This is a genomic window from Pseudooctadecabacter sp. (assembly GCF_020627745.1).
Classification (GTDB): domain Bacteria; phylum Pseudomonadota; class Alphaproteobacteria; order Rhodobacterales; family Rhodobacteraceae; genus Octadecabacter.
Genome location: NZ_JAHDGE010000030.1, coordinates 26,248 through 37,235, shown reverse-complemented (window position 1 = coordinate 37,235; position 10,988 = coordinate 26,248). Strand labels below are relative to the sequence as shown.

Below are 10,988 nucleotides of genomic sequence, written 5' to 3'. Positions count from 1 at the left end.
CTGTCACGTCGCTGCGCGACATGACCTTGCCCACCCGTTCAAACCGGTCTGCGCCGGTTTGAACGTAGACGCGGAGAATCTATAAGCCGGATTTTGTTCCTTGGGGGCCGTGACCCCCAATTCGATGACCATTCATCTCAAGCGACAGTTGCCTGCCGCCCTCTAGCTGCCAACCCGGACCTGCTCGGATCAAGGCGATCCTGGGTTGCCCCGCGCGGTCCCTATTTGGCATTGCTCCCGGTGGGGCTTGCCGTGCCAGCGATGTTGCCACCGCCGCGGTGGGCTCTTACCCCACCGTTTCACCCTTACCCTGCGCTGCAGGGCGGTCTGTTTTCTGTGGCGCTGTCCGTCAAACCGGCGGAAAATTCCGCCGTATTTGCCCGGGAATTACCCGGCACCGTGCCCTGATGGAGTCCGGACTTTCCTATGGGTTGCCCCATCGGCCATCCGATCCTCCGCGTCTCGAATGGCCCTAAGAGGTCGGCGTGGCTTTCGCAATACCAAACCGCGCGGCCAGATCAGCAACCAGGGCGCAATCGACCGCATCCAGCGGGCCTGTGTGCCCCTGTCTGTGGCGCAGGCGAACGGCAGACAGCAGCGTGTCAAAATCAACATCAGCCGTATATCCCGCCCGTGCCGCATCGGCGCGAAAGGTGTCCTCGGTCGGCGCGGCAGCGCCGGTCGGGGACGCGGCGATGGCAAACCCACGGCGCACCAGCCGCGCCCAGTCAAACCGGGGGCCGGGGTCAATCTTGCGCCCCGGTGCCAGATCGGAATGGGCGATCACGCGGTGCGCGGGGATGTTCCAGCGCGCCATGATGCCCCCCATCAGATCCTCAAGCGCATCCATCAGGGGGGCTGCGAACGGGGATGCGCCGTCATTGGACAGCTCAATCCCGATGGAGTGTGAATTGACGTCCGTGACATCCCCCCAGCGCCCTGCCCCTGCGTGCCACGCACGTTGGTCTTCGTCGACCAGATCGACGACCTGACCTTGCGGGGAAATGATGTAATGGGCCGACACCTCGGCCTCGGGGTTGCACAGCCAGTCGCGCGCGCGGGTCCAGTCGGCCATGGCCGTGTAGTGCAAAACGATCAGATCAGGCACCGCGCCCCCGCGACGTGGCCCGAAGTTGGGCGACAGCCCCACGCGAAAGCCCTAGTTGCCGGAGGCCAGCGTGCGGAACGGCTGCGGGTCCCAGCCGCAGGCAAAACCGTCGCCATCAGGGTCCAGACCCAACCGGTCCCGCTGGGGGCCGCCACGGCTGATGAAATCGCGCTGCGCCTCGTCGGGTGTGCGGTATTTGGCGCAATTCCGTGTGAATTTATTGGCGGCGTTGAAGCCCGACCGCGTGAACACGCTTTCGCCCAGATTGTTGGGGGCCTGCAGGGCGTATTGCACGATATTGGGGCCGACATTCCCGTTGCGATCCGGCAGCGCCGTCGCCTCGATCAACTGATAGGCCGCAGCCTGACGCGCGCGGCGTTCCGCATCGCTTTCGATGCTTTCGCGCGATGCCACGGCCCCGAAATCCTGCTCGTCCGAGATGTCACCGTTGGACGCCAAAGGCGTCTGCGATGTCGCTGCCACCGGTGCACCGAAGCCACCACCTGTCACCCCGCCAGAGGCCTGCGCGCCAATGCCCGCCGCCGCCAGATCAGAGGAGTTCACCCCCGCAGGGCCGGACACCGGCGTAGGTGCACCCGGGGTCACGATCGCGCCGTTGGGCGAAAAAGTTGGCCCCGCCTCACCGCGCAACTGCGCTTCACGGCGGGCGCGTTCCAGCTCAAACTCGGCGAAATCATTGAACCCGACGCCCTGACCGCTGTCGGGCACATCGGCTGCACATGCGGCCAGCACAAAGGCGCTGACACCCAAAATCGCAAGTCTTTTCATGGCTTTGTTCTGCCTATCCGTCTGAAATATCGCTCTCTGGCGATGTGTTTACCACCAACGCGCGGGTTTTGCTACAAAGCCTGCGGCCTGTTCCAGCGCATAGGCTGTATTCAGCAGATCGCCCTCTTCCCACGGGCGGCCGATCAGTTGCAGGCCAAGGGGCAAGCCCTGTGCGTCGACCCCTGCGGGCACCGCGATGCCCGGCAGCCCGGCGAGGTTCACTGTCACCGTGAACACGTCGTTGAGATACATCTGCACCGGATCATCGAACTTTTGCCCCAACTCAAAGGCCGCAGACGGCGTGGCGGGCGTCAGGATCGCATCGACCCCGTCGGCAAACACAGCCTCAAAATCCTGCTTGATCAGCGTGCGCACCTTGCGGGCGCGGTTGTAATAGGCGTCATAGAACCCGGCGGACAACACATAGGTGCCGATCATCACGCGGCGCTGAACCTCGTCCCCGAAGCCTTCGGCGCGGGTCTTTTCGTACATTTCGGTGATGCCATCACCGGCGGCCAGCGTGGCGCGGTGGCCAAAGCGCACGCCGTCATAGCGCGCAAGGTTCGACGACGCCTCAGCCGGGGCGATCACGTAGTAGGCAGGCAGCGCGTATTTGGTGTGCGGCAGGGTGATGTCGACGATTCTAGCGCCTGCATCGCGCAACATGGCGGTGCCATCTTCCCACAGCTTTTCAATCTCGGCGGGCATCCCGTCCATCCGGTATTCTTTCGGGATACCGATGGTTTTGCCGCGAATGTCACCGGTCAAGGCGGCCTCGAAATCCGGCACGGCCAAATCGGCGGAGGTGCTGTCTTTGGGGTCGTGGCCCGACATGGCGCGCAGCATAATCGCCGCGTCGCGCACATCTTTGGTCATGGGCCCTGCCTGATCCAAGGACGACGCAAAGGCCACAATGCCCCAGCGGCTGACGCGGCCATAGGTGGGTTTGATGCCGGTGATGCCGGTAAAAGCCGCAGGCTGGCGGATCGACCCGCCGGTGTCGGTGCCCGTCGCCCCCAGACACAGATCAGCCGCCACAGCAGAGGCGGATCCGCCGGAGGAGCCACCCGGCGTCAATTCCGCCGCGCCCGCTTTCCACGGGTTCACGGCGTTGCCATAGACCGAGGTTTCATTGGACGACCCCATGGCGAATTCATCCATGTTGAGCTTGCCCAACATCACAGCGCCCTGATCAAACAGCTGTGTCGTCACGGTGGATTCGTATTCCGGTTTGAACCCGTCCAGAATGCGCGACGCGGCCTGTGATGCGACGCCCTTGGTGCAGAACAAATCCTTGATGCCCAGCGGTATCCCGTTGAGGTCCCCGCCATCCGTGCGCGCGTCAGCGGCCTTGGCCTGTTCCATCGCGATGTCGGGCGTCTTGTGCACGAACGCCCCCAGCGCATCGGCGGCGTCGATTTCGGCCAGACAGGCTTCGGTCAATTCGACAGAGGTCACGTCGCCCTTTTTCAGGGCATCCCGCGCGGCGGCGATGGTCAGTTTGGACAGATCAGACATTATTCAACCACCTTCGGAACAGCAAAGAACCCTTCACGGGCATCGGGGGCATTCTTCAAAACCGCCTGCGGCTGGTCGCCGTCCGTCACCACATCCTCGCGGCGTTTCAGGCGCTGCGGGGTCACGGAGGTCATCGGTTCAACACCATCCACATCGACCTCGTTCAGCTGCTCGATAAACCCGAGGATCGCGCTGAATTCATTGGCCAATTCGGGCAGGTCAGCCTCTTCGACCTTGATGCGGGCCAGTTTGGCCACGCGGCGGGCCGTTTCCGTGTCGATGGACATGGGATTCTCCGTTCAGACGTTTGCACAGGGCTTTACGCCGAAGCGGGGGGCGCTTCAACCATGTGGCGGCGGTAAACCTCGATCATCCAGCCCAGCATAATCCCGTTGAGGATATGCCAGAAGATGTGGGTGCCCACGGGAAAGGCATCGCAGAGCGGCATGTCCAGACTGCGCAGGGTGATCGACAGCGACAGGATCGCGGCCCCGATGACAAATCCACGCGCCGTGTGGGGCATCTGGCGGCGATACAGCGCGGCATAGGCCAGCAGCAAAATCGGCACCGACCAGTAGAAGTTCGAGGTCCCGAAAAACGGCACGGGGTCCAGCGCAAGCGTGATGCCCGCCGCAAAGGGCAGAAAGCCCAAAACCCCGATCATCGACGCCCAAAGCGGCCAGCCGACCATGTGCCGGTTGACCACAAACAGATAGACGAGGATGAAAATGCCAATGGGGGCGACATCTGCCAAAGCCGCCCAAGCGGTGGCGTGGGTGTGAAACAGGTAACTGCCCACCCCGATGGCAAAGAGCACCGCACACAGAACACGGCCCCAGAACAGATGCGCCACACGGGTCCACATCAAGATCGCGGCGATGATGAAGGACGCATTCGTCAACGCATTCAGGGGCTCCGACCAATAGGTGAAATCCGTACGCTCGCAGTAGCCGTCGAATTGTTCAAACCAGTTCATGGGCAGCCTTCCTTTGGGCCTGTGGCGTGTTTCATTCAGGGATCAGGCACGTTTGTCCGCAAAAAAACGGATCAGAAGATCGCGCGCTTCCCCCTCAGCCAAGCCTTCGAAAATCTCCGGCTTATGGTGGCATTGGGGATGGGAAAAGACCCGCGCGCCCTGTTCGACACCGCCGGATTTGGGGTCTGATGCGCCGTAGTAAAGCCGCCCGATGCGCGCGTTCGAAATTGCGGCCGCACACATGGGGCACGGCTCAAGCGTGACGTAAAGGTCGTGACCGGTCAGCCGTTCCTGACCCAGCGACGCACAGGCCGCACGGATCGCCAGAACCTCGGCATGGGCGGTGGGATCGTTGAGTTCACGTGTCCGGTTGCCCGCAGCGGCGATGACCTCGCCTTGCGGCGAAACCACCACCGCGCCCACGGGCACCTCGCCCCGGGTGGCGGCGGCGCGGGCCTCGGACAGGGCGCGGTCCATGTGGGTTTTGAATGTCATCCGCTTTATTGGCGGGGCTTGGTTCGGTTTGGCAAGGGCCGGAGCCTCCGGCGGGCATATTTTTGAACCAAAGAAGCGGGGCGCGTGGCCATTGCACGCAGCGCTGCAAGGCTTTAGGCGCTTGGGGATGAGTGATGATATCAAAAAGACGCCCCCCGGCGACCGGATCGCCAAGGTTCTGGCGCGCGCCGGTGTGGCCAGCCGCCGTGAGGCTGAAAAGATCGTCGAGGCCGGACGGGTCAGCGTAAACGGCAAGGTCGTGCTGACGCCTGCGCTGAACGTGACGCCGAAGGACCGCATTCTGGTCGATGGCGCACCCCTGGCCGAGGCCGAGCCGCCGCGCATGTGGCTGTACCACAAACCCGCCGGTCTGGTGACAACGGAACGGGATGAACAGGGCCGCGATACGGTCTTTGACGCCCTGCCCAAGGACATGCCACGGGTGATGTCTGTGGGGCGGCTGGATTTGAATTCCGAGGGCCTGTTGGTGCTGACCAACGATGGGGAATTGAAACGAAAGATGGAGCTGCCCGCCACCGGCTGGCTGCGCCGCTACCGCGTGCGGATCAAGGGATCGCTGTCGGAGGCAAAGCTGGACACCTTGCGCAAAGGCATCGAAGTGGACGGCATCCGCTATGCCCCCATGGATGTGACCTTTGACCGCCAACAGGGCGCGAACGCTTGGCTGACCGTGGGCCTGCGTGAAGGCAAGAACCGCGAAATCCGGCGGGTGATGGACGCGCAGGGTGTGACCGTGAACCGGCTGATCCGCATTTCATACGGGCCGTTCCAGCTGGGCCAGCTCAAGCAGGGTGAGGTTGAAGAGGTCAAACAGCGGGTGGTCAAGGACCAGATGGGCCTGCGTGAGACGCCAAAGCCCCAAAGGGTGCGCAAAACGCCCGCCAAGGGGAAACCAAAAGCGGCCCCGCGGGTTAGGGGGAAAGACCCGCGACGATGACCCTTGCCGCAGCGCATCCGGTTTTGCATGATCAAAACGGCGGATTGGGGACAAATGAGTGATCTGGATGGGTTTTTGCGCAAATTTGATGTGCGGTGACAGCGTCTATCGGGGAAAACCTCGCATTTTCGCCGGTCCGGACATATGTGATATGACGTATCGACCGCCGCAAAGGACGTTTCATGGCGCGTGTCTTGATTTTTTTGATCGTTTTGGGGGCCATTATCATGGTGGCGATGACCCTGCGGCGCGCTGTCCTGTTCGCCCGATCCAGCACTGAGGACCAGCATTTGCCCAAATCCGTTCAAACCCTGTCTTACGTTTTGCTGATTGCCCTGATGTTCGGGGTCGTCACCGGTTGGCTGGGGGGGCTTTAGACCATGGCCAAGAAGTTTGGCGGCAAGTTCAGCCCCGATGGCGCGGCGTCCGGTGTGCGCGAAGAGGTTATCGACCAGCGCCGCGTGGATGCGGCAGGGGCCAAGGCGAACGTGTTGTTCTTGCCCGGCGTGCTGTTGGCGTTCTTGTCGCTGAACGAAGGCGCTGTCGGGCTGGCCATGGGGTTGGTGGGTGCTGCACTGTTGTCGCTGGCCGCATGGCTGACACGGGACGGCATGCGCGCGCAGGCGGCGTTTGATGCGCGCAAGGTGGCACGCAAGCCCGCCCTGCCCCGCAAGATCATTGGTGCGGTTCTGACCGGTTGCGGGATTGCGCTGGCGTCGTTGATGAATGACGGATCGACCTTGGCGGCTATTCTCTATGGCATCGTGGCCGGTGGCCTGCACATCACCGCCTTTGGCCTTGATCCCCTGCGCGACAAACGCATGGAGGGGATCGACACCTTTCAACAAGACCGTGTGGCCCGCGTCGTGGAGGAGGCCGAGGCCCATCTTGCGTCCATGCGCGACCACATCGCGTCGGTCAAAGACCGTCATCTGGACAACCGCGTGGAACAGTTTCAGGCCGCCGCGCGGCGCATGATCCGCACCGTCGAAGAAGATCCGCGCGATCTGACCGGCGCGCGCAAATTTTTGGGCGTCTACCTGATGGGCGCGCGGGATGCGGCTGTGAAATTTGCGGATCTTTACAAACGCAAACGCGACGAAGAGGCACGCGCCGATTTTGAGGCGCTCCTGACCGATCTTGAGCAGAATTTCGCCGCGCGGACCGAGAAAATGTTGCTTGATGATCGAAGTGACATGGATATTGAAATCAAAGTGTTGCGGGACAGACTGCAACGAGAGGGCCTGTAGCCCAGGCCAATGAAGGGGGACATGAATGTCTGAAACTGTTGTGAAAAATATGCAAGCGGCGCAAACGCAGCTGGCAGAAGTCGAAAAGGTGACAGCCGTGGTGCTGCCAGAACCCAAGGGCGAATTGGTCCCGTTGGACCAGGCCGATGCGCCCACCAGCGCCGAAATCACCCGCCGGATGGCCGAACTGGACATGACCGACACCAATTCGATCATCTCCTTCGGGTCTGCCGCACAGGCCGAATTGCAGGAAATTTCCCAATCCATGCTGCAAGGCGTGCGCAACAAGGACGTGGGCCCTGCGGGGGACAGCCTGCGCCAGATCGTGACCACCATTCGCGGCTTTAACGTCAGCGAATTGGACGTGCGTCGCAAACGGTCGTGGTGGGAAAAACTGCTGGGCCGCGCGGCCCCTGCGGCGAAATTTGCCGCCCGGTTTGAGACAGTGCAAGGGCAGATCGACAAGGTGACGGACGATCTGTTGCGCCATGAACATGTGCTGCTGAAAGACATCGAAAGCCTTGATGTTCTTTATGAAAAAACGCTGAGCTTCTATGACGAACTGGGCCTTTACATCACCGCCGGTGAAGAAAAGCTGCGTGAGATGGACGAACAGGTCATCCCCGCCAAAGAGGCCGAGGTCGCCGCCGCCCCTGAGGATCAGGGCGTCATGAAAGCGCAGGAACTGCGCGACATCCGCGCGGCCCGCGACGATCTGGAACGTCGCGTCCACGACCTGAAACTGACCCGTCAGGTGACGATGCAATCCCTGCCGTCGATCCGTCTGGTGCAGGAAAATGACAAAAGCCTCGTGACAAAGATCAATTCGACCCTGATCAACACGGTGCCTTTGTGGGAAACGCAGCTGGCACAGGCTGTCACGATCCAACGCTCCGCCGAGGCTGCAAATGCCGTGCGCGACGCCAATGATCTGACCAATGAGCTGCTGACCGCCAACGCCGAAAACCTGCGTCAGGCCAACAAGACCATCCGCACCGAGATGGAGCGCGGCGTCTTCGACATCGAAGCCATCAAGGCCGCCAATGCCGACCTGATCGGCACCATCGAGGAAAGCCTGCAAATCGCCGACGAAGGCAAGCGCAAGCGCGCCGAGGCCGAGGAGGAGCTGAAAACGATGGAGGCGGAGCTGAAATCCACCCTCGCCGCCGCCAAAGCCCGCACAACGGGCACCGGCGACACCATCGGCACGGCGACAGGGGCATAAGGCCCGCATGACGTGGACAGGCGGCATTTGGGGACGTGGTTTGGGCTTGGCCGCCCTGCTGTCCCTGGCCGCCTGTGGCATCACGGGCGTGGACGACGGGATGGCCACATCCCCCGCCCCGCCCACGCGCCCCGACGTGGTCGAAGTCCCGTTTCAAGTGCCCGTGGATCTGGTGCCGTCAGACGCGAGCCGCGCCTTGGCCGTGCATTACCGCCGTGTGGAAAATGACCTGCTGGCGCGCGGTCTGCTGCGCACGGACGGCGGCGGGCCGGACACCACATTCACCGACACGATACTGGCGCGCAACTTTGTCCGGATCGCATTGTTCGATGAATTCGTGGCCACAGATCAAGGACTTGAAGCGCGCCCTACGATCAGCCGCCTGCGCCGCTGGGAACAGCCGGTGCGGTTCACCATCGACTACGGTGCCACGATCCCCGATGCCCAGCGCACCAAAGACAGCGCGGATATCCGCACCTACGTCAGCCGCCTTGCGCGTGTCACTGGCCACCCGATGTCTGTCACCGACACCAACCCGAATTTCCACGTTCTGATGCTGAACGAAGACGACCGGCTGGGCTACGGCGACCGTCTGCGCGCCCTTGTGCCCGGCATCGACGACCGGTCCGTGCGCGCCTTTCTGGACGTGCCCCGCGATACGCTGTGTCTGGTGCTGGCATTTTCGCGCGATGGCAGTTCCGACTATGATCAGGCCGTGGCGGTGATCCGCGGCGAACACCCCGACCTCATGCGGTTGGCCTGTATTCACGAAGAACTGGCCCAAGGCCTTGGCCTTGCCAACGACAGCCCCCGCGCGCGTCCCAGCATCTTCAACGATGACGAAGAATTCGGCCTTCTGACGACACACGACGAATTGCTGTTGCAAATGCTCTACGATGACCGCCTGCAAACAGGGATGAGTGCCGCCGAAGCCGCCCCGATCGCACGGGTCATTGCCTCCGAACTTATGAACTCCGGTCCCAGCTGACCACCAACGCCACAACGAAAGGACCGCCCCCATGGGAATTCTTGATTTTCTCTCCGGCCAATTCATCGACGTCATCCACTGGACCGACGACACCCGCGACACGATGGTGTGGCGGTTCGAACGTGAGGGCCATGAGATCAAATACGGCGCCAAACTGACCGTCCGCGAAGGTCAGGCGGCGGTGTTTGTGCACGAAGGCCAGCTGGCCGATGTGTTCACGCCGGGGCTGTACATGTTGGAAACCAACAACATGCCGATCATGACGACGTTGCAGCATTGGGACCACGGGTTCAAATCCCCCTTCAAGTCCGAGATCTACTACGTCAACACCACGCGATTTACCGACCTCAAATGGGGCACCAAAAACCCCATCATGCTGCGCGATCCCGAATTCGGCCCCACCCGCATCCGCGCCTTCGGCACCTATACCGTCAAGGTTACCGACCCCCGTCTGTTCCTGACCGAAATCGTCGGCACCGACGGCGAATTTACCATGGACGAGATCAGCTTTCAGGTCCGCAACATCATCGTGCAGGAATTCAGCCGCGTGATTGCCGCCTCCGGTATTCCGGTCCTCGACATGGCCGCCAACACCCGCGATCTGGGCAAACTGGTGGCCGGTGCAATCGCCGACACCGTGGCGCAATACGGCATCACGATCCCTGAATTTTATATCGAAAACATCTCCCTGCCGCCTGAGGTCGAAAAGGCGCTAGACACCCGCACCTCCCGTGGGCTGACCGGTGATCTGGACGCCCATATGAAATACGCCGCCGCCGAAGCCCTCCGTCAGGGCGGTGAAGCATCTGGCGCTATGGGGGCCGGAATGGGCGCAGGCATGGGCATGGCTATGGCGCAACAAATGGCGAACCCATGGGCGCGCGCCGCAGCCCCTGCTGCCCCGCCCCCACCGCCTGTGGAACATGTCTGGCACATCGCGGAAAACGGCGAAACCAAGGGCCCGTTCTCCAAAGCGCGCATGGGCCAGATGGCTGCCGCCGGTGAATTGACCCGCCAGACGCTGGTCTGGACCCAAGGCCAGGACGGATGGATGACAGCGGATGAGGTGCAGGAACTCGCGCAACTTTTCACCGTGATGCCCCCGCCCCCGCCCCCCGGCGCGTAAATGACCAAAGTCGTGGCCTTGGGGGCCGAAACCGTGGTCCCCATGCTGGATTTGGCCGTGCGGGACGATCAGGATCATCTGGTCGCCCCGAACGCCGTCACATTGGCGCAGGCCCTGTTCGAAGGCGGCAGCGAGGTTTTTGGCATTTACGACGGCGACACGCCTGTGGGCCTTCTGGCGCTGATCGATTTCGCCCATGACGCCGCCAAACTGCAAACCGGAGAAACCCGCGACACCCTCTATATCTGGCGGCTGATGATTGACGCCAACCACCAAGGGCACGGCCACGGACGCGCCGCTTTGGCCTTTGCCGCCGATGTGGCCCAGATACGCGGACGCCGCCAAATTGCCCTCAGCGTGGTGCCTGATGCTGCTTCAGCGCTGCCCTTTTACGAAGCATCGGGCTTTGCCAAAACAGGCCGCAAAATCGACGGGGAGCTGGAATTGATCCGCCCTGTCGCATCCCGCTAAGCCCGCCAATCGCCGTCCCATGGGGCCCTGGGGCCCCCCGTTCCCGGCTGAAACCCTCCTCTGGAGGCTTTCCAAGACGCCATT

General features: G+C 62.3%; 13 protein-coding genes and 1 other RNA gene. 7 read left to right on the top strand and 7 right to left on the bottom strand.

Going from position 1 to position 10,988, the window contains the following annotated elements; all coding sequences use genetic code 11:
- Positions 1 to 66: 66 nt before the first annotated feature.
- The 7 genes from rnpB to QZ653_RS11700 form a co-directional block, all read right to left on the bottom strand.
- An RNA gene (rnpB, locus tag QZ653_RS11730) (RNase P RNA component class A) lies at positions 67 to 459 on the bottom strand.
- Positions 460 to 472: 13 nt separating this feature from the next.
- Positions 473 to 1,150 (bottom strand): N-acetylmuramoyl-L-alanine amidase, encoded by a 678-nt coding sequence (locus QZ653_RS11725; RefSeq protein WP_296420278.1) that lies wholly within the window; start codon positions 1,148 to 1,150, stop codon positions 473 to 475.
- Positions 1,151 to 1,159: 9 nt separating this feature from the next.
- On the bottom strand, positions 1,160 to 1,897 hold the full coding sequence (locus tag QZ653_RS11720; protein ID WP_296420277.1) for a hypothetical protein: 738 nt from the start codon (positions 1,895 to 1,897) through the stop codon (positions 1,160 to 1,162).
- A gap of 48 nt (positions 1,898 to 1,945) precedes the next feature.
- A complete protein-coding gene (gene gatA, locus QZ653_RS11715) occupies positions 1,946 to 3,415 on the bottom strand; it encodes an Asp-tRNA(Asn)/Glu-tRNA(Gln) amidotransferase subunit GatA (protein ID WP_296420276.1) in 1,470 nt (489 codons plus the stop codon).
- The gene (gatC, locus tag QZ653_RS11710) at positions 3,415 to 3,702 is read right to left on the bottom strand and encodes an Asp-tRNA(Asn)/Glu-tRNA(Gln) amidotransferase subunit GatC (protein WP_296420275.1); all 288 of its coding nucleotides are present in this window, start codon (positions 3,700 to 3,702) and stop codon (positions 3,415 to 3,417) included. The genes gatA and gatC overlap by 1 nt, the downstream gene beginning before the upstream one ends.
- Before the next feature lie 32 nt (positions 3,703 to 3,734).
- Positions 3,735 to 4,391, bottom strand: coding sequence for a ceramidase domain-containing protein (locus QZ653_RS11705; RefSeq protein ID WP_296420274.1), 657 nt, complete (start codon positions 4,389 to 4,391; stop codon positions 3,735 to 3,737).
- A 42-nt stretch (positions 4,392 to 4,433) separates the two neighbouring features.
- Positions 4,434 to 4,886 carry a nucleoside deaminase gene (locus QZ653_RS11700; RefSeq protein ID WP_296420273.1) on the bottom strand — a complete coding sequence of 151 codons (453 nt, stop codon included), beginning with the start codon at positions 4,884 to 4,886 and terminating at the stop codon, positions 4,434 to 4,436.
- Positions 4,887 to 5,013: 127 nt separating this feature from the next.
- Between QZ653_RS11700 and QZ653_RS11695 the strand changes: the two genes are divergently transcribed.
- From QZ653_RS11695 to QZ653_RS11665, 7 genes are all read left to right on the top strand, one after another.
- A complete protein-coding gene (locus QZ653_RS11695) occupies positions 5,014 to 5,844 on the top strand; it encodes a pseudouridine synthase (protein ID WP_296420272.1) in 831 nt (276 codons plus the stop codon).
- A gap of 182 nt (positions 5,845 to 6,026) precedes the next feature.
- Positions 6,027 to 6,221 carry a hypothetical protein gene (locus QZ653_RS11690; protein WP_296420271.1) on the top strand — a complete coding sequence of 65 codons (195 nt, stop codon included), beginning with the start codon at positions 6,027 to 6,029 and terminating at the stop codon, positions 6,219 to 6,221.
- A 3-nt stretch (positions 6,222 to 6,224) separates the two neighbouring features.
- A complete protein-coding gene (locus tag QZ653_RS11685; RefSeq protein ID WP_296420270.1) occupies positions 6,225 to 7,094 on the top strand; it encodes a 5-bromo-4-chloroindolyl phosphate hydrolysis family protein in 870 nt (289 codons plus the stop codon).
- 25 nt (positions 7,095 to 7,119) lie between these two features.
- Positions 7,120 to 8,319 (top strand): toxic anion resistance protein, encoded by a 1,200-nt coding sequence (locus QZ653_RS11680; RefSeq protein WP_296420268.1) that lies wholly within the window; start codon positions 7,120 to 7,122, stop codon positions 8,317 to 8,319.
- 7 nt (positions 8,320 to 8,326) lie between these two features.
- On the top strand, positions 8,327 to 9,307 hold the full coding sequence (locus QZ653_RS11675) for a DUF2927 domain-containing protein (RefSeq protein WP_296420267.1): 981 nt from the start codon (positions 8,327 to 8,329) through the stop codon (positions 9,305 to 9,307).
- A 31-nt stretch (positions 9,308 to 9,338) separates the two neighbouring features.
- Entirely contained in the window at positions 9,339 to 10,433 is a 1,095-nt protein-coding gene (locus QZ653_RS11670) for an SPFH domain-containing protein (RefSeq protein ID WP_296420266.1), read from the top strand.
- Positions 10,434 to 10,904 (top strand): GNAT family N-acetyltransferase, encoded by a 471-nt coding sequence (locus QZ653_RS11665; protein ID WP_296420265.1) that lies wholly within the window; start codon positions 10,434 to 10,436, stop codon positions 10,902 to 10,904. It begins immediately after the preceding gene.
- Positions 10,905 to 10,988 lie beyond the last annotated feature (84 nt).

What these genes read in the sequence shown, in the direction of transcription:
- QZ653_RS11705 (WP_296420274.1), bottom strand. Translation starts at nt 4,391, where the DNA reads ATGAACTGGTTTGAACAATTCGACGGCTACTGCGAGCGTACGGATTTC.
- QZ653_RS11695 (WP_296420272.1), top strand. Translation starts at nt 5,014, where the DNA reads ATGAGTGATGATATCAAAAAGACGCCCCCCGGCGACCGGATCGCCAAG.
- QZ653_RS11675 (WP_296420267.1), top strand. Translation starts at nt 8,327, where the DNA reads ATGACGTGGACAGGCGGCATTTGGGGACGTGGTTTGGGCTTGGCCGCC.
- gatA (WP_296420276.1), bottom strand. Translation starts at nt 3,415, where the DNA reads ATGTCTGATCTGTCCAAACTGACCATCGCCGCCGCGCGGGATGCCCTG.
- QZ653_RS11700 (WP_296420273.1), bottom strand. Translation starts at nt 4,886, where the DNA reads ATGACATTCAAAACCCACATGGACCGCGCCCTGTCCGAGGCCCGCGCC.
- gatC (WP_296420275.1), bottom strand. Translation starts at nt 3,702, where the DNA reads ATGTCCATCGACACGGAAACGGCCCGCCGCGTGGCCAAACTGGCCCGC.
- QZ653_RS11690 (WP_296420271.1), top strand. Translation starts at nt 6,027, where the DNA reads ATGGCGCGTGTCTTGATTTTTTTGATCGTTTTGGGGGCCATTATCATG.
- QZ653_RS11665 (WP_296420265.1), top strand. Translation starts at nt 10,434, where the DNA reads ATGACCAAAGTCGTGGCCTTGGGGGCCGAAACCGTGGTCCCCATGCTG.
- QZ653_RS11685 (WP_296420270.1), top strand. Translation starts at nt 6,225, where the DNA reads ATGGCCAAGAAGTTTGGCGGCAAGTTCAGCCCCGATGGCGCGGCGTCC.
- QZ653_RS11670 (WP_296420266.1), top strand. Translation starts at nt 9,339, where the DNA reads ATGGGAATTCTTGATTTTCTCTCCGGCCAATTCATCGACGTCATCCAC.
- QZ653_RS11680 (WP_296420268.1), top strand. Translation starts at nt 7,120, where the DNA reads ATGTCTGAAACTGTTGTGAAAAATATGCAAGCGGCGCAAACGCAGCTG.
- QZ653_RS11720 (WP_296420277.1), bottom strand. Translation starts at nt 1,897, where the DNA reads ATGAAAAGACTTGCGATTTTGGGTGTCAGCGCCTTTGTGCTGGCCGCA.